General features: G+C 71.7%; 22 protein-coding genes and 1 pseudogene. 15 read left to right on the forward strand and 8 right to left on the reverse strand.

Annotated features, from left to right (window positions below; genetic code table 11):
* Positions 1 to 176: 176 nt before the first annotated feature.
* Positions 177 to 1,130, forward strand: coding sequence for a transcriptional regulator CynR (gene cynR, locus C1N81_RS41740; protein WP_394436715.1), 954 nt, complete (start codon positions 177 to 179; stop codon positions 1,128 to 1,130).
* Between the two features lie 250 nt (positions 1,131 to 1,380).
* Positions 1,381 to 1,932, forward strand: a pseudogene (locus tag C1N81_RS41745) (GAF domain-containing protein); the annotation flags it as partial.
* 121 nt (positions 1,933 to 2,053) lie between these two features.
* Here the strand turns inward: C1N81_RS41745 and C1N81_RS41750 are convergent.
* Entirely contained in the window at positions 2,054 to 2,482 is a 429-nt protein-coding gene (locus C1N81_RS41750; protein WP_394436717.1) for a VOC family protein, read from the reverse strand.
* A 205-nt stretch (positions 2,483 to 2,687) separates the two neighbouring features.
* On the opposite strand from C1N81_RS41750, the gene C1N81_RS41755 reads away from it, so the two are divergent.
* The 3 genes from C1N81_RS41755 (at position 2,688) to C1N81_RS41765 (ending at position 6,621) form a co-directional block, all read left to right on the forward strand.
* The gene (locus C1N81_RS41755; protein ID WP_394436719.1) at positions 2,688 to 3,371 is read left to right on the forward strand and encodes an ANTAR domain-containing protein; all 684 of its coding nucleotides are present in this window, start codon (positions 2,688 to 2,690) and stop codon (positions 3,369 to 3,371) included.
* A gap of 53 nt (positions 3,372 to 3,424) precedes the next feature.
* Positions 3,425 to 4,180, forward strand: coding sequence for an ANTAR domain-containing protein (locus C1N81_RS41760; RefSeq protein ID WP_394436721.1), 756 nt, complete (start codon positions 3,425 to 3,427; stop codon positions 4,178 to 4,180).
* A 173-nt stretch (positions 4,181 to 4,353) separates the two neighbouring features.
* Positions 4,354 to 6,621 (forward strand): ATP-binding SpoIIE family protein phosphatase, encoded by a 2,268-nt coding sequence (locus C1N81_RS41765; protein ID WP_394436723.1) that lies wholly within the window; start codon positions 4,354 to 4,356, stop codon positions 6,619 to 6,621.
* Here the strand turns inward: C1N81_RS41765 and C1N81_RS41770 are convergent.
* Entirely contained in the window at positions 6,618 to 7,220 is a 603-nt protein-coding gene (locus C1N81_RS41770) for a hypothetical protein (protein WP_394436725.1), read from the reverse strand. The genes C1N81_RS41765 and C1N81_RS41770 overlap by 4 nt on opposite strands.
* A 30-nt stretch (positions 7,221 to 7,250) precedes the next feature.
* On the reverse strand, positions 7,251 to 7,703 hold the full coding sequence (locus C1N81_RS41775) for a MarR family winged helix-turn-helix transcriptional regulator (RefSeq protein WP_394436727.1): 453 nt from the start codon (positions 7,701 to 7,703) through the stop codon (positions 7,251 to 7,253).
* 174 nt (positions 7,704 to 7,877) lie between these two features.
* Between C1N81_RS41775 and C1N81_RS41780 the strand changes: the two genes are divergently transcribed.
* From C1N81_RS41780 to C1N81_RS41795, 4 genes are all read left to right on the forward strand, one after another.
* Positions 7,878 to 9,335, forward strand: a complete 1,458-nt coding sequence (locus C1N81_RS41780) for an MFS transporter (protein WP_394436729.1) — start codon at positions 7,878 to 7,880, stop codon at positions 9,333 to 9,335.
* Positions 9,336 to 9,524: 189 nt separating this feature from the next.
* Positions 9,525 to 10,688: an MFS transporter gene (locus C1N81_RS41785; protein ID WP_394438563.1), complete on the forward strand. Its 1,164-nt coding sequence runs from the start codon at positions 9,525 to 9,527 to the stop codon at positions 10,686 to 10,688.
* A 333-nt stretch (positions 10,689 to 11,021) separates the two neighbouring features.
* Positions 11,022 to 12,845 carry a cellulase family glycosylhydrolase gene (locus C1N81_RS41790; protein WP_394436731.1) on the forward strand — a complete coding sequence of 608 codons (1,824 nt, stop codon included), beginning with the start codon at positions 11,022 to 11,024 and terminating at the stop codon, positions 12,843 to 12,845.
* Between the two features lie 92 nt (positions 12,846 to 12,937).
* Positions 12,938 to 13,444, forward strand: coding sequence for a GNAT family N-acetyltransferase (locus C1N81_RS41795; protein ID WP_394436733.1), 507 nt, complete (start codon positions 12,938 to 12,940; stop codon positions 13,442 to 13,444).
* A 1-nt stretch (position 13,445) separates the two neighbouring features.
* On the opposite strand, the gene C1N81_RS41800 is transcribed toward C1N81_RS41795, so the two are convergent.
* Together C1N81_RS41800 and C1N81_RS41805 are read right to left on the reverse strand one after the other, a co-directional pair.
* Positions 13,446 to 14,984 (reverse strand): APC family permease, encoded by a 1,539-nt coding sequence (locus C1N81_RS41800; RefSeq protein ID WP_394438565.1) that lies wholly within the window; start codon positions 14,982 to 14,984, stop codon positions 13,446 to 13,448.
* A gap of 191 nt (positions 14,985 to 15,175) precedes the next feature.
* Positions 15,176 to 16,420: a carbohydrate-binding protein gene (locus tag C1N81_RS41805; protein WP_394436735.1), complete on the reverse strand. Its 1,245-nt coding sequence runs from the start codon at positions 16,418 to 16,420 to the stop codon at positions 15,176 to 15,178.
* A gap of 327 nt (positions 16,421 to 16,747) precedes the next feature.
* Between C1N81_RS41805 and C1N81_RS41810 the strand changes: the two genes are divergently transcribed.
* The gene (locus tag C1N81_RS41810; protein ID WP_394436737.1) at positions 16,748 to 17,098 is read left to right on the forward strand and encodes a hypothetical protein; all 351 of its coding nucleotides are present in this window, start codon (positions 16,748 to 16,750) and stop codon (positions 17,096 to 17,098) included.
* 225 nt (positions 17,099 to 17,323) lie between these two features.
* On the opposite strand, the gene C1N81_RS41815 is transcribed toward C1N81_RS41810, so the two are convergent.
* The gene (locus C1N81_RS41815) at positions 17,324 to 17,890 is read right to left on the reverse strand and encodes a TetR/AcrR family transcriptional regulator (RefSeq protein WP_394436739.1); all 567 of its coding nucleotides are present in this window, start codon (positions 17,888 to 17,890) and stop codon (positions 17,324 to 17,326) included.
* Between the two features lie 95 nt (positions 17,891 to 17,985).
* Between C1N81_RS41815 and C1N81_RS41820 the strand changes: the two genes are divergently transcribed.
* Entirely contained in the window at positions 17,986 to 18,447 is a 462-nt protein-coding gene (locus tag C1N81_RS41820; protein WP_394436741.1) for a nuclear transport factor 2 family protein, read from the forward strand.
* Positions 18,448 to 18,561: 114 nt separating this feature from the next.
* Here C1N81_RS41820 and C1N81_RS41825 read toward each other — a convergent pair whose 3' ends face one another.
* Both C1N81_RS41825 and C1N81_RS41830 read right to left on the reverse strand, forming a co-directional pair.
* A complete protein-coding gene (locus tag C1N81_RS41825; protein WP_394436743.1) occupies positions 18,562 to 18,930 on the reverse strand; it encodes a hypothetical protein in 369 nt (122 codons plus the stop codon).
* Positions 18,931 to 19,168: 238 nt separating this feature from the next.
* On the reverse strand, positions 19,169 to 20,083 hold the full coding sequence (locus C1N81_RS41830) for an MBL fold metallo-hydrolase (protein ID WP_394436745.1): 915 nt from the start codon (positions 20,081 to 20,083) through the stop codon (positions 19,169 to 19,171).
* Positions 20,084 to 20,436: 353 nt separating this feature from the next.
* On the opposite strand from C1N81_RS41830, the gene C1N81_RS41835 reads away from it, so the two are divergent.
* From C1N81_RS41835 to C1N81_RS41850, 4 genes are all read left to right on the forward strand, one after another.
* Positions 20,437 to 21,870, forward strand: a complete 1,434-nt coding sequence (locus C1N81_RS41835) for an MFS transporter (RefSeq protein ID WP_394436747.1) — start codon at positions 20,437 to 20,439, stop codon at positions 21,868 to 21,870.
* A complete protein-coding gene (locus C1N81_RS41840; RefSeq protein WP_394436749.1) occupies positions 21,867 to 23,150 on the forward strand; it encodes an FAD-dependent monooxygenase in 1,284 nt (427 codons plus the stop codon). The genes C1N81_RS41835 and C1N81_RS41840 overlap by 4 nt, the downstream gene beginning before the upstream one ends.
* Positions 23,151 to 23,277: 127 nt before the next feature.
* A complete protein-coding gene (locus C1N81_RS41845) occupies positions 23,278 to 23,466 on the forward strand; it encodes a ferredoxin (protein ID WP_394436751.1) in 189 nt (62 codons plus the stop codon).
* Between the two features lie 3 nt (positions 23,467 to 23,469).
* Positions 23,470 to 24,678, forward strand: a complete 1,209-nt coding sequence (locus tag C1N81_RS41850; protein ID WP_394436752.1) for an NAD(P)/FAD-dependent oxidoreductase — start codon at positions 23,470 to 23,472, stop codon at positions 24,676 to 24,678.
* The last annotated feature ends 5 nt before the right edge of the window (positions 24,679 to 24,683 follow it).

Raw genomic sequence — 24,683 nt, forward strand, 5'->3', positions numbered from 1 at the left:
TTCGTGGTTCGTGGTTCGTGATTCGGGGTTCGGAGTTCGGGGTTCGGGGGTCACACGGTGGTCCGTTCGTGCGTTCCGGACCTGCTCCAGTGTGGCTGAGCTGGCGCTATAGCGTCCAAGACGCGCTGATGATGCCGGCTATAGATGTGTTCTATATGCGGCGTTAGGCTCGAAGGATGGCTCCCGTACAGCTGCGGCACCTGCAGTACCTGCTCGCCATCGTCGAGCACGGCACCTTCACCAAGGCGGCGGAGGTGCTGCACGTGTCCCAGCCGACCCTGTCTCAACAGATCCGATCCCTCGAACGGACGGTCGGTGTGCCGTTGCTCGACCGCACGGGCCGCACCGTGCGCCCCACCGACGCGGGCGAGGTCTACGTCGGCCATGCCCGCGGGGCGCTGCGTGAACTGGCCGCGGCGGAGCAGGCCGTGCGGGACGTGGAGGATCTGTCGCGGGGCCGGCTGCGGCTCGGGGTCACCCCCACCTTCACGGCCTACCTCGTCGGCCCGCTCGTCGCCGCGCTGCACGCCCGCCACCCCGGGCTCGACCTCGGCGTCAGGGAAGCGACGCAGGAGCACATCGGCGAGGCGCTCCTCGCGGGCGACCTGGACGCCGGGATCGGCTTCGCAGGCGACCCCGTGCCGGGTGTCACGGCCGAACCGCTGTTCCTGGAGACGCTCGGCCTGGTCGAGGCCACCGGCACCCGCTCCGGCACCAAGACCCGGATTGACGCCGCGCCGCTGCCGGTCACCGAACTGGCAGGCCGCGACCTGGCCCTCCTCGCGGGCGACTTCGCCACCCGCGCCCGCATCGACACCTACTTCGCCGAGCAGGGCGTGACGCCGCGGGTGGTCGTCGAGGCCGACTCGGCGCTGGCGCTCCTGGAGATCGTACGAGGCGGCACACTGGCCACCGTGTTGCCGGACGCGGTGACCCTGGACGGGCCGGGGCTGACCCACGTACCCCTGTCGCCCCCGCTGCCGCACCGCACGGCGGCGCTGCTCACCCGGTCCGGCGGCCACCGCTCGGCCGCGCTGAGGGCTTTCGAGGCGCTGCTGCGGACGCAGGTGGCGGAGCGCGGGCTGCCACCCGGGCAGCGGCCGCGGACGCCGTTGCCGACTCCTGGCTGAACGCCCGGGCGCTGCCGTGCGCGTCGTGAACGGGGCGCTCGGCGCGGGCTCTTGCAGCGGGAGCGGCGACTACGCTTGGACGCGTACCGCGAACCGCTCGGGCCGGGTGGGACCGGCCCGCGGGTGGCTCGGACGGTCTACGAGGATCGGGGGCGGCCGTGTGATGTCTGTCCTGCCGCGAGATGTCCTGGTCGCCCAGGCCGTGTTCGACCTGGCCGCGCGCCCGGACGGATTCGACGTCCTGGAACTCATGCACGACCTGACGACGCACACGGTGTTCCTGGTGGGGGTGCGCTCGGCCGGGGTGACCGTCATGGACGGCGAGGGCAGGGTCGACTACCTCACCGCCTCCGACGAGACGTGCAGACGCCTGGAGGAGATCCAGGTCGAGCTGGGCGAGGGGCCCTGCCTCGACAGTGCGCGCAGCGACGAGGTGCTGCACCCGGTGAACCTGCGCACCAAGGGGCCCGGCAGCGGGCGCTGGCCCCGCTTCACGCCGCGGGCCCGTGCCGCCGGATACACCAGCGTCGCCTCCGTGCCGCTGCGCGTCGCCGGGGCCGCCGTGGGCGCGGTGAACCTCCTGCACACCGGGCCCCGCCGGGTGAGCGGCGTGGACCTGGAACTGATCCAGGTCCTGGCGGACACGGCCGGGGCCCGGCTGCACCAGCGCCAGGCCCAGATCGCGCGCAGTGACGTCATCGCCCAGCTGGAGGCCGCCCTCCACTCCCGCATCGTGATCGAGCAGGCCAAGGGCATAGTGGCCGCCCGGCTCGGGACGGACGTGGAGGACGCCTTCCACCGCCTGCGCGCACACGCCCGTTCACGCCGGCAGAAACTCACCGACGTGGCCCGTCTGGTGATCCGGGGGGGACATCCCGGCCGACCTCGACGCGGCCCGCTAGAAGCGCCGCCCGGCCGACGTCCTAGTCGATGCAGAACTCGTTGCCCTCGATGTCCAGCATCGGGATGCAGGCGTCATTGCCGTCGTACAGCGTCTGCACATGGACCGCTCCGAGGGGTTCGAGCCGCGCGCGTTCGGCCTCCAGGGCGGCCAGCCGCTCCTCGCCGACGAGACCGGTGCCGACCCGCACGTCGAGATGCACGCGATTCTTGACGACCTTGCCCTCCGGGACACGCTGAAAGTACAGCCGCGGCCCTTCGCCCGTGGGGTCCACGCACGCGAACCAGGCGTCCCGCCGCTCCGGCGGCTGTGCGCTCTTGTACGCGTCCCAGGTGGCGAACCCCGCGGGCGGCGGGGGCACGACATAACCGAGCACCTCGCACCAGAACCGGGCCAGGCGCTCCGGTTCCGCGCAGTCGAAGGTGACCTGGAACTTCTTGATCGACGTCATCGGGCCACCATAGAAGCGCGTCCCGACCGGCGACACCGAAATACGACGGCGGGATCCGGTGCGCGGGCGTGCCCGGGACGCCGTACGACTACCCACCGGAACGGGACCCGCGAGGAGTCGGCGCGCTACGGTGAGGAGGGCGGCCGGCGCGACAGCGGTCCGCCCTCGGAAGCGATCCGCCCGACACCCCGGAAGGGGGCCGCGGATGGGCAGCGGCGGCGCGACGGTCCAGGAACTCCTCGACCGGATGGACACGGTGACTAGCGAGGAACAGCGCCGTTCGTGGGCGGTCGACTGCGCGCACGCCCTGGGCCTGGACGGTGTCGCCGTCTCGGTGCAGGGGGAACTGGTCTGGTTCAGCGACGAGACGAGCGCCCGTCTCGAGGACGTGCAGGCCGTCCTCGGGCAGGGCCCCGGGCTGCGGTTCCCGGCCGGCGAAGGCGTGCGCGAAGTGCCGGACGTGGACCGGCTCGTGATGCGCTTCTGGCCCCAGTTCGTGCCCGAGGCGCAGGAGTTGGGCGTGGCCGCGGTGTTCGTGTGGCCGGTGCGCATCGGCGCCGTGCACAGCGGCACCCTGACCGGCTACCGGCGTGCCGAGGGCGCGCTGAGCGAACAACAGCGGGCCGAGGGATGGCTGATCGCGGACCATCTCGCCGCGCACCTGCTGGCCCGCTGGCCCGGCGACACCGACGCTCGCGACGGTCCCGGGCACGCGGGCGCGGTGGATCTGCACCGTGCGCAGGTCCACCAGGCCACCGGCGTCCTCAGCGGGAAACTCGACATACCGCTGCCCGAGGCGCTGGTCCGGCTGCGCGCCGAGGCCTACTCCTCCGGCCGGTCCCTGATGGAGACGGCCCAGAGCGTCCTCGAACGTGAACTGCCCCGGTAGCACGGCATCACCCCCCCCAGCCACGTGCTGAGAGAGCAGGAAGAAGTCGCCGCATGAGCAGGGAAGAACACATCGCCCGCACGTTCCTGGAGCTGGCGGACACACTGGTGGAGGACTTCGACCTCATCGAATTCCTGCAGCAGATGACGGTCCGCTGCCAGGAGCTCCTCGACATCACCGACGCCGTCGTCCTCCTCGCCCACCCCGCCCCGCGCCTGTACAGCCCCGCCCCGTGCGACCCCCAGCCCGCCCTGCAGCGCGTCATCGACGCCGCGTGCGAGCAGGGTCCGGGCGTCGAGGCCTACCGCCTGACCCACGCGGTCATCCCGGACTACCCCGCCCCCGGCGAACGGCCCGTCGCCTGGCCGCAACTGCGGTCCGCGCTCGACCACGCGGGGTACGCCCTGCCGACCGCGGTGCCCATGCGGCTGCGCGGCGAGAGCCTGGGCGCCCTGCTCCTGCTGCACACCGGGGAGCGCGCCCTGTCCCCGGACGACCTGCTCCTCGCCCAGGCGCTGGCGGACGCCGCCACGATCGGCCTGCTGCACGCCCGAACGCTCGGCCGCCAGGAGACGATCAACGGGCAGCTGCACACCGCCCTGCACAACCGCATCATCATCGAGCAGGCCAAGGGCATCGTCGCCGTACGCCGGCAGATCTCCCTCAACCACGCCTTCGCGGCCATGCGCGCGCACGCCCGCGACCACAAGGCCCGGATCAGCACGATCGCCATGGACGTCATCGACGCCGGCCTGCTGCCCGCCGTCCCTGCCACGGACCCGCACCAAGGGCCCGGCGCCGCCGAGTAGCGGAGCCATGACGTCGGCCGACACCAGCGGCGCGCGCGTGACGGCGGTTCCAGGACACGCCAGTCGACATCTGGACAAGGCCGTCGGCCGCGCCCGAGCATGGTCCTGTCCTTGTGACCGGTCGATGTCAACGGCGCATGAGTGCCGCGCCCCGCCCTGGAGAGCCGATGCCCGTGACGGAGCACAGTCTGGCTGCCGCGATCCGGCGCATCGCCCGCGCCGAGGGGTTCGGACCCGCGGCGCACGAACTGTGCTCGTCCGCGGTGCCGCTCCTCGCCGACGCGGTACTCGTCCACCTGGCGGGGACGGCAGCCGACGGCGGGCGCCGGGAGCTGCGCCTCGTCGCGTCCGCCGGGTGCGACCCGCTGCCGCCCGGACGCACCGGCGTCCTCCCCGGCGGCAAGCTCTCCCACCTCCTCCTGGCCAAGGCGCCGCTCAGCGGCGAGGACCCGGACGTCGCGGCGGCCCTGGCCGAGCTGTGGGGAGCGGGAGCGTGGCCGTCCGGCGGAGAACGCGTACTCGTCGCCCCCTTCCGGGGACCGGAACAGGCCTCCGGCCTGGTCGTCATGGTGCGACGCGCGGACCGGCTCGCGTTCGACGCCGGCGACGTGACAGCCGCCGACCAGTTGTCCACCCACTTGTCCCTCACCACGACCACGGTCACGAACGGAGAAGTGCCCCGGGCGACGGCCGAAGAGGTGGTCCGGGACGCCAGGTCACTGCCCGCTGAGCAGTCCACCCCGACCATGCGCCGCGACGGCGACCGACTGCGTTTCGTGGGAGCGGCGACCCGGCGGATCGCCCGCGCCTTCGACCTCGACGAGATCGTGCTCGGCCTCTGCCGCGCGACCGTCCCGACGTTCTCCGACGCGATCCTGGTCTACCTGAGCGAACCGCTCCCGGTCGGCGACGAGCGCCCGGCCGGCCCCATGGTGCTGCGCCGCCGCCGCACCGACCGGGTCCCCGGCGGCTACGGCCGGGACCCCGACCTGGGCCTCCTGTCCGCACCGCCCCGGACCGAACTGCTGCCGAACACCGTGGAGCTGGTGGAGGTACGAGCGGGCGGCGCGCTCGCCGAGGTGCTGCGCGGGGTCCGCCCCGTCTTCGCGGACTCGCCCGTGGCGCTGTCCGCGCTGCCCGAACTCTTCGGCGGCGATCCGCGGGTGCCGCTGGGGCGCCGAGCGATCCTGGCCCCCCTGCGCGGGCGCCGCCGGGTGATCGGCGCGGCGGTCTTCCTGCGCTCCTCGGACCGGCCGCCGTTCGACTCCGAGGACCTGCTGGTCGCGGGCGCGCTGGTGACGCACGGCGCGCTCGGCATCGACAAGGCGGTCCTGTACGGGCGCGAGGCGTACATCGCGGACGAGCTGCAGCGCCGGATGCTCCCCGCGTCCCTCGTGCACCCCGCGGGCGCGCGGCTCGCCTCGCGCTATCTGCCCGCGGCGGAGACCGCACGGGTCGGCGGCGACTGGTACGACGCGATCCCGCTGCCCGGCAGCCGTGTCGCCCTCGTCGTCGGCGACGTCATGGGCCACTCCATGACCTCCGCCGCGATCATGGGTCAACTCCGCACCACCGCACGGGTCCTGGCCGGTCTCGACCTGCCGCCGCACGAGATCCTGGAGCACCTGGACGAGCACGCGGTGGAAGCGGACTGCATGGCCACCTGCGTCTACGCGGTCTACGACCCGGTCTCGCACCGCATCACGATCGCCAACGCCGGGCACCCGCCGCCGATCATGCTGCACCTCGGCGGCCGCGCCGAGGTCCTGCGCGTCCCGCCGGGGGCGCCCGTCGGGGTGGGCGGCGTCGACTTCGAGACGGTCGACCTGGACGCCCCGTCCGGCGCCACGCTGCTCTTCTACACCGACGGCCTGGTCGAGTCGCGCCTGCGCGACGTGGGCAGCGGCATCGAGCAGTTGCGCGAACGGCTCGCCGCCACCGCCCAGTTGACCGGCCCCGACCATCCGCCGCCCCTCGAAGCGCTCTGCGACGACGTGCTCGACATGACAGGACACGGGGAGCGGGACGACGACATCGCGCTGCTCGCCGCCCGCTTCGACGGGATCGCGCCCAGCGACGTGGCGTACTGGTTCCTCGACCCGGAGGACTCCGCGCCGGGCCGCGCCCGCCGCCTCGCCCGCAGCGTGCTGACGCGCTGGGGTCTGGAGGAGCTGTCGGACTCCGTCGAACTCCTGGTCAGCGAGGTCGTCACGAACGCGGTGCGGTATGCCTCCCGGCCGGTGACCCTGCGTCTGCTCCGCACCGATGTCGTGCGCTGCGAGGTGGGCGACGACGTGCCGCGACTGCCGCGCCAGCGCCAGGCCCGCGCCACCGACGAGGGCGGCCGCGGCCTGTTCCTGGTGAACCGGCTGGCCAAGCGGTGGGGAGCGACGCGCCTTTCGACCGGGAAGATCGTCTGGTTCGAGATGCCCACGCCTTAAGAGCGCTCGGCGATGAGCGTGGTCACCCGAATCAGCGCGGGGCGCGGGGGAGTGGAGCCGAAGCCGAACCGGACCGGCGGCGTGACGTCGGTGAGCGCCCCCTGGTCGTGTCCGTCCACGCGCACGGACGCCGAGGCCAGCGCGTGTTCGTCGAGGGCGCAGTAGTACTCGTGGCGTCCGCCTCCCGCGGTGCCGACGGTGCGTACGCCGTCCCGTGCGAGCCGGGCCACGGGGTTGATCAGACGGCACCAGGCGCGGCTCCTGGCGAGCGGCCGGGGCACGAGAGTGAGCGCGAACCCGACGCCCGTACGGCGTCCGGTGGTGAGCGTGCACTCGACCGACGTGGCCCGTACGGCGATGCGGCCGGGCCCTTCGACGGTGAGCGCGACGGGCTCCACCCGGACCTCGTCGAAGGTGTACGTGGCCGCGATGTAGTCGGCGAGGGCGGGCGTCGGGGCGATGAGGACGCGGTGTCCGTCCGGCCGCTCCATCATGAGGTCGGTCACCGGCCCGAACGGTGACTCCCGCCACATGCCGACGACAAGCCGGACACCGGCCCGGGTGCCGAGTCCCGCGATCGCGCCGTCGAATCGGTCCACGCCGGCCAGCCTAGGCGGTCCGGCCCCCCGTCACGACCTGGGCCACGGCTGGCCGCTGAGCCGCTCGATGCTGGTGTTGAACCGCTGGAGATACTGCGCGAAGGTGCGCACGTCGTCCGCCGGCCAGTCCTCGAAGACCTTGTCCAACTCCTGGACGTGCACTTTCTGCTCCGCGTCGAGGCGTCGCGCGCCCTCCTCCGTCAGCCGGAACTTGCGGGCCATGCCGCCGTCGGGGTCCGGGATCCGTTCGAGGAGTCCGGCCCGCATCGCGTGGGCCGTCTGCCGGTTGACCGTCGAGGCGTCGAGCACGAACGCCTCGCTGAGCTGGCCGATCGACATCGGGCCCTGCACCCGGATCCGGCTGAGCATGATGTACGTGCTGCGCTCGAGGCGGTCCGCCTGCCGGCGGCGCTTGTCATTGCCGAGCTGATGCCGGCCCAGCACCATGTGCTCGAACTCGACCAGCTGCGAGGGCTTGTCCATATATGTGCGTCCTCCCAGGTCCGACGGTATCGCAGGGTGTCTGCGCGCTCGCGGGTGTGCCCTCTGCATGTGATGTGCACGATACATTGCATGTGTATGCTGCACATCGCTGCACGTGCCGTGCCGAAGTGACGCACGAAGTGACGCACGTGTCGAAGAGACTGAGGAGTCCGCATGGATGCCCCCGAGACGACCAGCCGCTCAGGCGCTGTCGTCGCCACACTCGCGCTCGCCGGGACCGTCGCCGCGATCATGCAGACGCTGGTGACGCCGCTCATCGCCGAGCTGCCGCGGATCCTGGACACGTCGTCCTCGAACGCGGCCTGGGTGATCACGGTGACGCTGCTGGTGTCGGGTGTGTGCGTGCCGGTCTCCGGCCGCCTCGGCGACCTCATCGGCAAGCGCCGCATGATGCTCATATGCGCCGTGCCGCTGGTCCTGGGCTCCGTGGTGTGCGCGCTGTCCTCCTCGCTCGTCCCGATGATCGTCGGACGTGGTCTGCAGGGCATGGGCATGGGCATGGTGCCGCTCGGTATCGCGCTCCTGCGTGACGTCGTGCCCACCGAGAAGCTCAGCGGCTCCATCGCCCTGGTCAGCGCCTCCATGGGCATCGGCGGCGCCATCGGCCTGCCGATCGCCGCCGCCGTCGCCCAGTACGCGAACTGGCGCGTGCTGTTCTGGGGCGCGGCCGTGCTCGCCCTGATCGTCAGCACCATGATCTTCGTGATCGTCCCCGACGTACCGGCGGGCGCGAAGGGGCAGCGGTTCGACGCGCCCGGCGCCGTCGGCCTCGCCATCGGCCTGGTCTCGCTGCTGCTCGCCATCTCCAAGGGCGCCGACTGGGGCTGGACCTCGGGCACCACGCTCGGCCTCTTCGCGGTCGCCGTCGTCGCCCTGGGCATCTGGGGCTTCTACGAGCTGCGCACCCGCGAGCCGCTCGTCGACCTGCGCACCACCGCCCGCCCGCGCGTGCTGTTCACCAACGCCGCCTCGATCCTCATCGGCGTCGGCATGTACTCCTTCATGCTGATCGCGCCGCAGCTGCTCCAGTTCCCGAAGGCAACGGGTTACGGCCTCGGCCAGTCGATGCTCGCCGCCGGTCTGTGGATCGCCCCCGGCGGCATCATGATGATGCTGATCTCGCCGCTCGGCGGAAAGCTGATCAACGCGCGCGGCCCGAAGACCGCGCTGATCCTCGGCGCCCTCGTGATCGCCGCCGGCTACGGCGTCGCCCTCCCGCTCATGGGCACGGCCTGGGGCATCATGATCTCCGGCATCGTCATCAACAGCGGTGTCGCCCTCGCCTACGGCTCCATGCCCGCCCTCATCATGAGCTCCGTGCCGCTCTCCGAGACGGCCGCCGCGAACGGCTTCAACACCCTGATGCGTTCGCTCGGCACCACGATCGGCTCGGCCGTCATCGGTGTCGTCCTGGCCCAGATGACCATCTCCATGGGCGGCTTCACCTTCGCTTCCGAGAACGGATTCCGCACCGGCCTGATGATCGGCTGCGGTGTGGCCCTCCTCTCGGCGGCCGTCGCGACCCTCATCCCGGGCCTGCGGGAGCCGGCCGGGGACGCGGCCGCCAAGGGGCAGCCGGCCGACGCCGACCAGGCGCCCGCCGCGGCCTGACGCTCCGCCGCGCGACCGCACCCCGTACGTGTGCCGGCACCCTCCCACGTGTGCGCTGTACCCGCGCACGTGTGAGGGTGTGTGCACACGTACAGCCGTTTTCCGCATGAGGAACGCAGGGGCGGGGAACTGCACGTGGGTCGGTCGACCGCAGCGACACGAGGAGCACGCACGTTGGCACCGCGCACCATGCGTTCCCGTGGAGCATTCGCCACCCTGGTCAGCGCGTTCGCGTGTGTGATGCTCGGAGCAACGCTCCCCACGCCCATGTACCCCCTGTGGCAGCAGAAGTTGGGGTTCTCACCCGTCGTCCAGACGGTGATCTTCGCCGCCTATGCCGTGGGGGTGCTCGCGGCGCTCCTCCTGTGCGGCGGCTGGTCGGACCTTCGCGGGCGCCGGCCCCTGCTCCTCGCCGGCCTCCTCTTCTCCATGGTCAGCAGCCTCGTCTTCCTCGGCGCGGAAGAGGTCTGGATCCTGCTGGTGGGGCGCCTGCTCTCGGGTGTCTCGGCGGGCATCTTCGCGGGGACGGCCACGGCCGCGGTGATCGAGAGCGCCCCCGAGGCGTGGCGCGGCCGGGCGTCGAACGCGGCGACGGCCGCCAACATCGGCGGCCTGGGCCTGGGATCGGCCGTCGCCGGACTCTTCGTCCAGTACCTCCCGGCGCCCCTGCGGCTGTCGTTCCTCGTGCACGCCGCCGCGACCTGCGTCCTCGTCGTGCTGCTGCGGTTCGTTCCGGAGACGGTGGAGCGCGACCCCGGGGCCCGGCTGCGCCCGCGGAAGATCAAGGTGCCGGAGGCGGCGCGGTCCGTGTTCGTCAGCGCCGCCACGGTCGGCTTCGCGGGGTTCGCCGTCACCGGCCTGTTCACCGCGGTGTCCCCGCGCATCGTCTCCGAGATCGTCGGCAACCCGAACCACGCCCTGGCCGGGGCCATGCCCCTGCTGCTGCTCGGCGCGTCGGCCCTCACCCAAGTGGTCCTCCCCCCGGCGCGGACGCGTGTCTTCCTCCTGTCCGGGTGCCTGCTGCTCGCGGCGGGCATCCTGCTGGTCGCGCTCTCGGTGCACCAGGCGTCCCTGCCGTTGCTGGCCGTCGGCGCCGTGATCGCGGGCTGCGGGCAGGGCATGTCCTTCGCCAAGGGCCTCGCCGCGGTCAACGACCTGGTCGACTCCGCCGACCGGGCCGCCGTCTCCTCCGCCTACTTCCTCGTCCTGTACGTGGCGATCTCGCTGCCGGTGGTGGGGCTCGGCGCGGCGTCCCAGGCATGGGGGCTGCGGTCGGCGGGGATCTGGTTCTGTGTCGCGGCGGCGGTCCTCGCCGTGGCGGCGTGGGGTTCGCTGGCTCGGCGCCGCGCCTGACCCGATCATTGCGCGGGGTATTGACGCGTACACGCATAGTGGCTTCCATGGGCGCGGCCCCGGTTTTGCCGGGCGGTCGATGCGGAGCGGGACACTCCGGACGGCCGCGGCTCTGCCATGCCGGGTGCCTCCACCCTCGTAGTCAGAGATGACCTCCGCACCTGATCGCTTTAAGTGGGAGCGCTCCCAAGCTCAGAGCCGTCACAGTCGCCCCAGCCGCCAGGGCCTTCACCGCCGTAACAGCCACCAGAGCCGTCACCGCCGCCAGAGCCCGGCAGGTGGCGAGGCCCGTCGAGTTGGTGCGCGCCCACGTTCCGTTCGAGAGGACCCCCCATGAGACCACCGCCCGTCCACCGCTCCCGGAACCTCCTGATCGCCTTCCTCGCCGCGCTGGCGATCACCCTCGTGCCCCTGCTCGCCGCGCCCGCCCAGGCGGCCCCCGCGCGCGGCGCCTCCCCGGACGCGGCGCCCGCGGCCGCGGGCTCCGGGTACTGGCACACCAGCGGCCGCCGCATCCTCGACGCGCAGGACCGGCCGGTGCGGATGGCGGGGATCAACTGGTTCGGGTTCGAGACCGCCAACTACGTCCCGCACGGCCTCTGGTCCCGCGACTACAAGTCGATGCTGGACCAGATGAAGTCGCTCGGGTACAACACCGTCCGCATGCCCTACAGCGACGACATCTTCAAGGGCACGACGCCCGCCGGGATCAGCTACGCGAACGGCCTCAACACCGATCTGGAGGGCCTCGACTCCCTCCAGGTGATGGACAAGCTCGTCGCCTACGCGGGCTCCATCGGGCTCAAGATCGTTCTCGACCGGCACCGTCCCGACTCCTCGGCCCAGTCGGCCCTCTGGTACACCGCGTCGGTGCCCGAGACGACCTGGATCACCCACCTCAAGGCGCTCGCCGCCCGCTACCAGGGCAACACCGCCGTGGTCGGCATCGACCTGCACAACGAGCCGCACGACCCCGCCTGCTGGGGATGCGGCGACACGAGCACCGACTGGCGGCTCGCCGCCGAGCGGGCGGGCAACGCCGTCCTGTCCGTCAACCCCGACCTCCTGATCTTCGTCGAGGGCGTGCAGACGGTGAACGGCCAGTCGACCTGGTGGGGCGGCAACCTCGCGGGCGCGGCCACCGCCCCCGTACGCCTCGACGTCGCGAACCGGCTCGTCTACTCGGCCCACGACTACGCGACCAGCGTCGCGCAGCAACCCTGGTTCAACGACCCGTCGTTCCCCGCCAACATGCCCGGCATCTGGGACAAGAACTGGGGCTACCTCTTCAAGCAGAACATCGCTCCCGTGTGGCTGGGGGAGTTCGGCACCACCTTGCAGTCGGGCATCGACCAGAAGTGGCTGGCGGCCCTGGTGGACTACCTCCGGCCCACCAGCACCTACGGCGCGGACAGCATGAGCTGGACGTTCTGGTCGTGGAACCCCAACTCCGGTGACACGGGCGGCATCCTGAAGGACGACTGGCAGACCGTCGACACCGTCAAGGACGGCTACCTCGCCTCCATCAAGGCGCCGGACTTCGGCGGCGGGGGTGGAGGCGGGGGCGACGACACCACGGCGCCCTCGGCCCCCGCGGGCCTGAAGGTCACCGGCACGACCTCCACCAGCGTCTCGCTGTCCTGGTCCGCCTCCACCGACGACACGGGTGTCACCGCCTACGACGTCTACCGGGGCACCGCGAAGGCGGGATCGGCGACCGGCACGACGTACACGGACTCCGGACTCACGGCATCGACCCGCTACGAGTACACGGTCCGGGCGCGCGACGCGGCGGGCAACACCTCACCCGCCTCGCAGTCGGTCACCGCGACGACCTCCGGGCCGGGCGGCGGATCGTCCGGCTGCACGGCCACGTACAAGGTGAGCAGCGACTGGGGCAGCGGCTTCAACGCCGACGTCACCGTGACCGGCACGGGTACCTCGGCGACCAAGTCCTGGCAGGTCAGCTGGGACTGGCCCGGCAGCCAGACCATCGGCAGCATGTGGAACGCGGCCTACACCCAGACCGGCAAGGCGGTGACGGCCCGCAACGCCGCGCACAACGGCACCCTCGCCGCCGGGGCCTCGACCTCGTTCGGCTTCGGCGCGACACCGGGCGGCGCGGGCACACCGACACTCGTCTGCCAGGCGAGCTGACCCACACCCCGGAGTCCGCGGCGCCCCGATCCGGCGCGCCGCGGACGCCGACCCGTTGGACGACGGGCGGCGCCTCGACGACCATGACCCGCATGGCCACCTCCTGGACGATCAGCCCCGAACCGGTCGACGACGCGACCGTCGACGACGTCATGCGGCAGTACTTCACGGAGATTGGGCAACGCGTCTTCGGACGGACCGCGACGGACGCCGAACTCCGGGCAGTGCTCACCGAGGACCCGCACCACGACCTCGCTCCGCCGAACGGACAGTTCCTCGTCGCACGCGGCGCCGACCGGGAGTTCCTGGGCTGTGTGGGCCTGCGTCTGCTCGGCACCGCCCCGGGAACCGCGGAACTCAAGCGGATGTACGTGCACCCCGCCGGACGCGGCGCGGGCCTGGGCCGCGGACTGCTGCTCGCCGGCGAGGAGGCTGCCAGGCGGCTCGGGGCCGAGCGGATCGTGTGCGAGACCAACACGCAGCTCACCGAGGCACGGGCGCTCTACACCCGGTACGGGTACCAGGAGACGGAGCCGTACGAAGGGCATGGGCGGGCCGATCACTGGTACGCCAAGTCGGTCGCGCCTGCCGCCTCCTGACTCAGGACAGTTCGGGGTTCGTGCGCAGGTGGGCGGTGCCCGAGCGGACGGCCCAGGTGAAGACGGCGAAGGCGACGACGGCGACCGTGAGCGAGTCGTACGGCGCGGGCAGGTGTCCGGAGCCGCCGAAGGTGCCGAGCCAGGACAGCAGAGTCAGCGCGGCGAGGTGGACGACGAGCCAGGCGCCGTGGCGCAACTCCTGGGCCGGAGAGCTGCCCGCGGCCCTGTTGCGTTGCAGCAGGAACAGGGGGACGCCGACGAGGACGAGCGGCAGGGCGAGACGCAGGTCGTCCCAGCCGGACCAGTAGACGAACTCGGTGGCCACGGCGAAGCTGACCGGCGCGATCCAGCGCACCCCCGGCATGTGCCCATCCGCGAGGGGCAGCCCACGCGCACGGTCGTGGGCCCGGAAGGAGGCCACGGCCACCGCCGACGCGGCGTAGATGATGAGATACATGTCGCCCATCACGCTGACGATGTCCTGCCAGCCACCGAACGGCAGCATGAAGACGATGATGACCGCGAGGTTGAGCACCAGGGCGCGCCGCGCGATTCCGGAGCGCGGGTCGATGCGCATGAAGAAGCGGGGCAGCAGGCCGTTCTTGGAGAGGGCGTAGGTGTGCCGGGCGTCGATCGCCACACCCACGTATGCCGAGCCGCCGGGCGAGACCACCGCGTCGGCGTAGAGCAGGGTGGCGAGCCAGTGCAGGTTGAGGACGAGGGCGAGCTGCCCGAACGGTGACTCGAAGTTGACGCCCTGCCAGCCGTGCGCGAGCAGCGAGTCCGGGACCGTGTAGAGGAAGGCGAGTTGCAGTCCGAGGTAGACGAGGACCGCGAGGCCGATGCCGGTGAGGACGGCGGCGGGGACCGTGCGGCGCGGATTGCGGGCCTCGCCGGAGAAGTCGAGCGGGGCCTGGAACCCGTTCACGGAGTAGACGATGCCGCCGCCCGCGAGCGCGGTGAGGCAGGCCGCGTACCCGTACGGAGCGAATCCGCCGTGATCGGTGAGGCGCCCCGCGTGCGTGCCCGACAGGAACAGGGCGGCGATGGTAAGGACCGGCACCACCACCTTGAACACCGACACCAGGTTGTTCATCCGGGCGAACAGCCGGACCGCGAACCAGTTCAGCGCGGTGAGCAGCACGCTCAGCGCGGTGGCGACGCCGAGCCCCGAAGCGGTGATGCTGCCGTCGTGGTAGAGCCCGGGGACGTAGTGGGCGGCGTACTGCATGATCGCGCTGATCTCGGCGGCGGTGCCGCCCACCGAGAGCAGGACGGACCAGCCGACGACCGTGCCGACGAGACGCCCGTTCGCGTACAGCGGCCAGCGGACCGTGCCGCCGCCCTCCGGCCTGGTCGCGCCGAGCTCCACCATGACCAGGGCGACCAGGGCGCAGAGCAGGCCCGCCGCGATCCAGGAGAGGAGCGCGGCGGGCCCGGCGGTCTGCGCGGCGTACATGGCGGCGAACAGCCAGCCCGAGCCGAGGATGTTGGAGAAGCCGATCGCGGTCAGACCCCAGAATCCGAGGTCCTTGCGCAGCCGGCCCTCCTCGGTCCGGAAGTCGCCGGACCGCGCGACTTCCGCCGGCTGTTGCTGCGCCACGGGGAGACCTCCTGGACGATCACGGACGTACGTGGTCAGCGTGCCACGCATGGCTCCACGTATGCCGAACCGTGGCTCGTACCGCCCTGTCGGGGCGGGCCCGGCAGTTCATGTGGCGGGCTGCTCGCTCAGCAGGCGCCCTCGTCGGTCCAGGGGCCCCACTCGGTGGCGCCGGGCTTCTCGTTCTGGGTCCACCATTTGGCTTTCCAGTTGTGCCCGTCGTAGCCGACCTCGTTGCCCGCGGTGTAGACGGCGGTCGCGCTCCAGGCGGTCTTGCAGTCACCGGCGGGCGGCGTCGTCGGAGGGTCGGTGGGCGGTGTGGTGGGCGGGTTGGTGGGAGGGTTGGTGGGAGGCGTGGCGCCGGCGAACTTCACCGAGTACTTGGCGAAGTCCCACGCGTTCTGCGGGACGCTGGAGCAGGTGCCGGAGGTGCGGCCGCCGTTGTCCGCCGGAGAGCACTGGCGGTCGCGGTTGAGGGACCAGAAGGTGAACCGGTCCATGTTGTGGCTCGTCGCGAAGTCGAGCACCGTCTGGAAGTCGGCCTGGGGGAACATCTCGCCGGTGTCGCTGCGGCCGTTCATCCCGGAGAAGCCTTCGTGGGCGTAGGCGGTGGCCTCGTCCCAGCCGAAGGTGGACTGGAGGACCTGGTTGAACTTCGTGAGGGCGCTGGTCTGCGAGGCCGCGCCGTTGAAGCCGCCGTCGAACGGCATGATGGAGAAGTTGTTCGGCGTGAACCCCTGTGCCTTGGCCTCGAGCAGCATCTGCTTGCCGAACCAGCCGGTGCCGTCCGCCGTTCCGGCCGTGGTCACGGAGACGTAGAGCCCGGGGTTGTTCTTCTGCAGGATCTTGGCCGCGCCGAGTTCGTTCTTGATGGCGGCGGTGTTCTCGTACTCCGGCTCCTCCAAGTCGAAGTCGATCGCGTGCAGCCCGTACTTGGTGATGACCTGCTGGTACGCGGCGGCGGTGGACGCGGCGTCCGCGCACGCCTGGCCGAGCTTGGTGCCGCCGTAGCCGCCGATGGAGATCGACACGTCGCCGCCCTTGGCGCGGATCTTGTCGATGACCGCGCCGACCTTGGTGTCGGAGGAGACCGGGGCCGTACCGTCCCACGTGGGGCTGCAACCGCCGCCGTTGGGGGCGAGGACGAAGGCGAGCTGGAACGCCTTCAGTCCGGTGGCGTCCATGATGGCGCCCGCGTCCGGCGGGTCGTTGTCCAGCGGCATCAGATACGGGGCGGCCGCGTACCACCGGTTGCTCAGCGCGGTGGCGGCGCCGGCCGCGTCCGCCGCGCTCGACGCGACGAACGCCGTGGCGGCGAGCGCGGTGGTGGTGACGGCGGTGGCCGCGCCCAGACATGCGCGCAGACGTCTCACTTTGTGCCTCCAGTCCTGGCCAGGGGGTCCCTGTCCGGGGGAGTGTGGGTCCGAAGGGGAGGAGGCACAGCTTGGGGAGTGTGAGAGGGACACGTCAATGGATTGGACTGGACCACAGAAGGCTTTGGACTAGACCATGCCAAATCTTTGCCCCTCCGGTTCGTGGGGCACGCGTCCCGCGTCCCGCAGTTCGCACCCCTATCCCGCATCCCGCATCCCGTATCTCGGCGAGTGTCATAACTGCGTGGCCGCTGCACGGGTGGGATGGTTACTGTCGGGCTTCCGGGCCGGCCGCACCGGCGGTCCCCACACGCAGAGAGCCTTGCCGTGACCACTCAGCGAACGACCACCCTGTGGCGACCTACCGGCCCCGTGGAGTTGGAGCTGCTGCGCGAGGCGGAGTGGCGTGCGTGGCCACCCCGCCTGCCCGAGCAGCCGATCTTCTACCCGGTCCTCAACGAGGACTACGCCATCGCGATCGCCCGGGACTGGAACGTGAAGCACGACGGGGCCGGCTTCGTGACCCGGTTCGAGGTCGAGTCGGAGTTCCTGCGCAGATATCCGGTTCAGCAGGCGGGCGGACGGACCATCCTCGAACTGTGGGTGCCCGCGGAGGAGCTGGAGGAGTTCAACCGGCACATTGTGGGCGAGATTGAGGTGGTGCACGAGTTTCGCTGAGCTGCGCTGAGCGGAGGGCGGGGGGTGGTGGGCCGGCACGGTCGTCACGGTTCGTCACGATCGGGGCCACCGAGGTCGCGGGCCGCGCCCAGGTGCGGGGGCGGTGTGGCACGCGGGTGGCTGGCGACTCTCGGTTCCTCCCTCTCGCAACCGTCACCCGGGCCCGGCAAATCCATTCGCGCGAGTTCCGCCGGGTCGGCCACGGCGGGACGAGGATGATCGGGGTCAGGCCGCGTCCAGCAAGGTCGCGGCGGCCGCGCGGGCCTGCCGGGCCGGGCCCGGTTCGCCGGTGATGGCGGCCGTCACGATGGCCCCCTCGGCGAGGAGGACGAGCGGGTCCGCGACCGGCAGCCCGGCGGCGCGGGCCCACTCCGCGATCTGGTCATGGAACGCCCGCTTGTGAGAGCGGACTTCGGCCAGTACCGCAGCGGACGCCGGGCCGAGTTCACCGAACGCGTTGATCCAGGCGCAGCCCCTGAACCCGGGTTCGGCGCACCATTCGGCCAGCCAGTCGAAGACCGCGAGTACGCGCCCGCGCGGGTCCGCGACCCGCTCCACGTGGGCGGCGAGGTCACCCCTCCATCGCTGGTCGCGCCGGTGGAGGACGGCCACGACGAGCTCTTCCTTCGTCGCGAAGAACCCGTAGATCCGCTTCAGGGGGAGGCCCGACGCCGCGCGCACCGCGTCCATGCCGACCGCCTGGATCCCACGCTCGTAGAACAGCCTTTCCGCGGCGTCGAGCAGTACTTCTCGGTCCAGACGACTCTGCTCGGCGGTAATCGGGGCCGGCATCGGCACTGCCTCCTTGACGTTGAGAACGGGCGTTCTCTACGTTAGTCCCCTCTCCACCCGGAGAGCCAGTCATCGACCCGACGTGAGGGGCGACCGTGCCGGAAGACCGACCTCCCTACCCGCCGTTCACGCGGGAGACCGCCCTGCGGAAGGTCCAGGCGGCCGAGGACGCGTGGAACACGTGTGACCCGCAACGTGTGGCACTCGCGTACACACCTGACTCGCAGTGGCGCAACCGGTCCACGTTTCTCAGCGGCCGAGCGGAGATCGTCGACTTCCTGACGCGGAAGTGGGAGCGCGAACTCGACTACGCGCTCCGCAAGAGCCTCTGGTCGTTCGACGGGAACCGTATCGCCGTCCGCTTCCAGTACGAATGGCATGACGCGGACGGCGACTGGTGGCGCAGTTACGGCAACGAATTGTGGGAGTTCGACGAGCACGGCCTGATGCGGCGCCGCGAGGCCGCCATCAACGACGTATCGATCAATGAATCCGACCGTCGCATCCACGGGCCCCGGCCCGCGGAGGAGCATGGGGCCGACTTTCCGCTGCGGTAGGTCCGGCCGGTCTCCGTCACCGGTCAGCGGCTCGTCACCGGTCAGTGGCTCGTCACCGGTCAGTGGCTCGTCACCGGTCAGCGGCTCGTCACCGCGGGAGCCGGTGACTCTTGCTCACTGCACGGCGCCGTCGGGGATGCACACGTATCCCTTGCCCCACGCGTTCCGTTCGACGTGGTCGTTCTCCGCGGAGCGCAGGCAGAAGAGCCAGGCCTCGCGGTAGGACGGGTCCGTCGCGATGAGCAGGCGTTCGTCGATGTCGCCGCGGAGGAGGCGGTTGTACGACTCGTCGGAGAGGACGGCCGTGCCGGTGCCCGTGCCCGTGTCGGTGCCGGTACTGGCGCTGGTGGCGGGGCCGGGGGGCGGGGTGTCGGCCATGGCGGAGGCGGGCCAGAGGCCGGACGCGGCCAGGGCGAGGGTGCCGGTGGCGACAGCGGCGCGGAAGCGCATGGGGGTCTCCCAGGGGTGAGAAGGTCGGGACATCGCCTGTTCAACCCCTCGGGCCCTGACTTGGTCACGGCCGTGCGGGAGGCACTCACCGAACACGTGTGACCCGTGGGGCGCCCACCGCGAGCAAGCAGATGCCCACCGCGAGAAGACAGGTGCCCACCACGGGAAAACAGGTGCCCACCGTCGCCGGAGGCAACGGCGGGCACCTTGAGAAACACGGGGCACCGCCCGACCTTGACCGGCCCGCCCCTCACACGTTGTCCGCCGACGCTCAGTAGTCCCAGACGGTCGGTACGAGACGGAAGGCGTTGCCGACCGCCGCCACTCGGCAGACGGAGGGGAACGGCAGGTGTGTCGCCACCAGTTGCTCCCCGCTCGCCGCCAGCTCCGTCAGGAGGCGGATGCGGACGCGGGCCGACAGTTCGGGGTCGTGCTCGAAGCCGTTGTGCCAGTCGGGGTGGTCGAAGCCTGGCTGAAATACGGCGTCGCCCGCGAACGTCAGCCGGTCCCCGCCGGACTCGAGGCGGATGATGCTGTGGCCCGGGGTGTGACCGCCGGTGCGGCAGATCCGCACCCCCGGCGCCACCTCGTACTCCGTCTCGAACGGCCGCAACTGGCCGCGGTACATGTCCAGGAACCGCGCGGCGGTCGTCCGCAGCACGGGCGGGACGGCCTCCGGCATCTGGGTGCGGGAGAAGTCGGGGGCCGCCCAGAACTCGGCCTCGGCGGAGGCCAGATGGACCCGCAGGTCCGGGCGGAGCCGCCCCCTCAGTCCCTCGACGAGCAGCCCGCCGATGTGGTCCATGTGCAGGTGGGTGAGGACCACGTCGGTCACGGACGCGGGGTCGATACTGGCGGCGCCGAGCCGCATGGCCAGCTGCCCGGCGCGCGGAAAGCCCGGGAATTCCGTGCCGAGGCCGGAGTCGACGAGGACGGTCCGGTCGCCGCTGCGCACGACGGCCACGTTCAGCGGCCAGTCGAGCATGTCCGGCGGCAGGAACATGTCCTTGAGCCAGGCCGCCAAGTCGGCCTGGGCGACATTGGTGGCCATCGTCGAGGCGGTGATGGGCAGCACCCCGTCACTGATGATCAGCACGTCGATGTCGCCGACTTTCAGGGCGTAGCGCGAGGGGACCAGTTCGTCGCGGCCTAGGCCGTCGGGGTGGGCGAGGTCGATCTGGCTCATGTGAATCTCCTCTGGGGTGCGTTCGGTCGAGATCTTGGCTGCGACGGTGTCGCGAGTTTCGTCGCGTGCACCGTGCAATCACTCCCCTTGACCGGACAGCCTCTCGGTCCGTGACAGCCTCCCGGTCCGTGACAGCGGCCCGGTGTGTGACAGCGGCCCGGTCCGTGACAGCCTCCCGGTCCGTGACAGCGGCCCGGTCCGTGACAGCGGCCCGGTCCGTGGCGGCGCCGCAGCACTGAAACGGCGCACCCCCTACTGCGGTAGCACCAGCGATTTGGCTCCGGGGTATGACGCGTGGCGCGTGGCCGTCCCCGCACTGTGTTCCCGTCCAAGACGCAGAGAGGGGACGCCTCATGGCCACAAGCCTGGTCGCACCACCGGCCCCCGACGGGCCCCTGGGGAAGGCCGCTGTCGGTGCCCTCGGCGCGCTCGCCGTGGCCACCGGCGCTCTGGAGTCGGTGGTGACGCCGACGCTTCCGCTTCTGCAGCGCGAGTTGCGCATGAGCCCGGCCGAAGGGGCACTGCTCAGCATCGTGCTGTTGATCACCGGCGCGCTCGTCACGCCCCTCGCGGGCAAGCTCGGCGACCGCTACGGCGGGAAGCGGGTCCTGATCCGCCTGATGGCCGTGGTCGCGACCGGCGGCCTGGTCTCCGCCCTCGCGCCCAGCCTGCCGGTGCTGCTGCTCGGCCAGGTGCTGCAGGGAGCCATGGTGGGCGCGCTGCCGCTGTCGTTCATCGTGGTGCGCAAACACCTTCCGGCCGGTGCGTCGAAGGTGGCGATAGGCGTGGTCAGCGGCATGTTCGTCGGGGGAGGGATGGCGGGGACGCTGGCGGCGGGGCCGGTGGCCGAAGGGCTGTCCAGGCACTGGATGTTCGCGTTGCCGACGATCGCGGTCGTCGCGGCGACCCTGTTGGTGCGCCGGCTCATGCCGGGCGACGCGCCGGGCCGGCCGGACGAGTCCGGGATGGACCTGCCAGGCCTCCTGCTCCTGAGCGGGACGCTGGTCGCGCTGATGCTCCTGCTGGCGACGGCACCGGACACCGGCTCGCGGCCGATCGTGCCCGGCGTCCTCGTCGTGGTCCTGGTCGCGTGCGCGGCCGGGTGGACGGCCGTCGAGCGGCGGGCGGTCTCGCCGATGGTGGATCCACGGCTGCTGGCACGGCCCGCGGTGTGGAAGTCCTGCGTGCTGACGTTCATGATCTGCGCGGGCACCTCCGTCGCCGTGTACCTCGTACCGCAACTGCTCGCCGCGCCCGCCGACGCGTACGGATTCGGCGCGAGCGCCACCCAGATCGGTCTCTTCCTCCTGCCTGGCGCCGTGGCCGCGTCGCTGGCCGGTCCGGTGGGTGGCCTCGGGGCGCGACGGTTCGGCTCACGGGCGGTGGTCACGGTCGGCGTCGTCATGATGGCCGCGGCCCTGGTCGCCCTGTCGGCCGTGCATACCGAGATCTGGCACGTCGTCGCCGGCAAGGTCTTCATCGCGCTCGCCAACGGGCTGTGTGTGACGGCGATGGTGACGAGCACCGCCACCTCCGTCGACCAGGGCGACACCGGCATCGCCACCAGCCTGGTCCTGGTGACCCGTGTTGTTGGGTTCGCCGTGGGGGCCCAGTTCGGCGGCGCGCTGCTCACCGCCCGGACCCCGGCCGGTTCGGACGTCCCGGCGGAGTCCGCCTTCGCCACCGGATTCCTCATGGCAGGTGCCGTCACGGCACTCTCCCTGCTCGTCACACGAACCCTGAGCAGAACCCCGACCGAACCCATCAGCAAAGGAGCCGAGCAATGAGCCGCCCCGCACCGACGACGCCCACGCCCGCACCGGAAACCGCCCCCACGCGATCCCGTGCCCGCTCCCGCCCGCGCCGCACGGCACTGATCTCCGGGGCCAGTGTCGCGGGCCCGGCCCTCGCCTTCTGGCTGAACCGCCACGGATTCGCCGTCACGGTGGTGGAGAAGGCGGGCACACCGCGCAGCGGCGGCTATCCCGTCGACGTACGCGGCACCGCACTCGAGGTCGTCCGCAGAATGGGGCTCCTGCCGCACCTGCGGGACGCACACATCGACTTGCGCCGCCTGACCTTCCTCGACGGGGACGGCAACCGCGTGGCTGCCGTCCACCCGCACAGCGTCAGCGGCGGTGCGACCGGGCGCGATCTGGAGGTGCGGCGCGGCGATCTGACCGACGCGCTCCACCGGGCGGTCCGGGACGACGTGGAGTTCTTGTTCGGCGACTCCATCGACACCCTCGATCAGTCCGGCCACGGGGTCGACGTGACCTTTCGCGGCGGCGGCAGCCGCACGTTCGACCTGGTCTTCGGCGCGGACGGCACGCACTCGCGGACCAGGCAAGCCCTCTTCGGGCCCGAGGAGCGGTTCCACCGGTATCTCGGTCACTGCTTCGCCGTGTTCACCCTGCGCAACACCCTCGGCCTCTCCCACGAGACGGTCATGTGGAACACGCCGGGCAGGGCCGCGGCCCTCTATGCCGCGGGGGACGACGACGCAGTGCACGCCTTCCTGACCTTCGCCCAGCAGGAACCGCCGTTCGACGTTCTCCGGGACCCGGAGGCGCAACGGGACCTGCTGGACCGGGTCTTCGCCGACGCGGGGTGGGAGGTGCCCGGCATGCTGGCCGCCATGCGGGACACGGACGACGTGTTCTTCGACGCGGTGAGCCAGATCCGCCTGCCCGCCTGGTCGAGCGGCAGGGTCGCGCTCGTGGGGGACGCGGCGTACGCGCCCTCGTTCCTGACTGGGCAGGGCACCAGCCTCGCGCTCGTGGGCGCGTACATGCTGGCGGGCTCCGTGGCGGAGCAGGACCACCCGGCGGGCCTCGCCGCCTATGAGCGGGACACGCGCGCGTTCGTGACCAGCAATCAAGCGCTGGTCGGTGAGGGCGGGGCCAGCCTGTTCCCGGTCACCCCGCAGGCACTGGAGCGGCGCAATGCCCGGCTGCGCGCACTTAGCGCCTTGCCGCCCCCGCGCCCGAAAGCGGCCCATTCGGCCCTCAGATTGCCCGAGTTCGGGGGCCCGGCCCGCCGCATCGAGGAGCCGGACAGCCATTGACCGGCACCCGATTGCTTCCTATGTTGTTTGGAATCAAACGAGTTGGGAGGCCGGCGCCACCCCACCCACCCGCGCACCCCGCGACAACCGCGCACCGCGTACCTCGTAGTCCCAGGAGGACAGTCCCATGAAGGTCGTCGTCGACATGAACAAGTGCCAGGACCACGGCCAGTGTGTCTTCGCCGCACCGGACGTCTTCCGGTTCGACGACGCCGGGCACCTGGCCTACGTCGCGGACGCGGACGACGCGCTGCGCGACGAGGTCGAGGAAGCCGCCGACATGTGCCCGCTCCAGGCCATCCGGATCGAGGACTGACCCGTGAGCGAACCCATCGTGGTCGTCGGCGCCTCCATGGCCGGACTGCGCGTCGCCGAGCAGCTGCGCGCCGCGCGCCGGCGCGGGCCGATCACCCTCGTCGGCGACGAGCTCCACATGCCCTACAACCGGCCGCCCCTCTCCAAAGAGGTCCTCGCGGGGACGGCGTCCTTCGACTCCCTCGTCTTCCGGCCCCGTGCCAGCGTGGCCGACGTCGAGTGGCGTCTGGGCATCCGGGCCGTACGGGCGGACCTGGATCGCCGTGCCGTCGAGCTGTCCGACGGCACGACACTCCCGTACAGCGGTCTCGTCGTGGCCACCGGGATGCGGCCGCGCCGGCTGCGCTGTCCCGGCCCCGCCGCCGGGCGTCACACCGTGCGCACCCTGGACGACGCCCGGCGGTTGCGCACCGCCCTGACCCGCCCGGGGGTACGGGTCGTCGTGGTCGGTGCCGGGTTCATCGGCTGCGAGGTCGCCGCCACGGCCGTGAGGCTCGGGGCCGCCGAGGTCACCGTCGTCGACCCGCTGCCGCTGCCGATGGTCGGGCCGCTCGGTGAACCGCTCGCCCGGTCCCTGCGGGCGCGCCACGAGCGGCGCGGCGTGCGATTCGTCCTCGGCACCGGGGTGGCCGGGTTCGACGGGGACGGCCGGGTCACCGGCGTACTCCTGGCGGACCGGACCGCCCTCGCGGCGGACGTGGTGGTCGAATCGGTCGGCTCCGTCGCGAACACCGAATGGCTCGAAGGCAACGGCCTGGATCTCGGCGACGGCGTGCTCACCGACGAACACCTGCGCGTGGGCGGCCGTCCGGACGTGGTCGCCGTCGGCGATGTCGCTCGGTTCCCCAACGCCCGCTACGACGGGGTGCCCCGCCGCGTCGAGCACTGGTCCATCCCCACCGACACCGCCAAGCACGCCGCCAAGGTGCTCGCGGCACACCTGTCCGGCGTGGAGCCGGACCTCGCACCGTTCGCTCCGCTGCCCACGTTCTGGAGCGACCAGCACGACTTCAGGATCCAGTCCTTCGGTGCTCCGGTCCTCGGCAAGGACGACATGCGGGTCCTGGACGGCGACCTCGACGGGGAGCCGGTGGTCGGCTATCACCGGGCGGACCGCCTCGTAGGCGTCGTCGCTCTCGGGGGAAAGGGTGCGACGGCGGCGGCCGCCCGCTATCGCGCCGAACTCCTCAAGCCACCCGTCCCGACAGCCTGAGGAAC

The organism is Streptomyces sp. SGAir0957, from assembly GCF_043523415.1.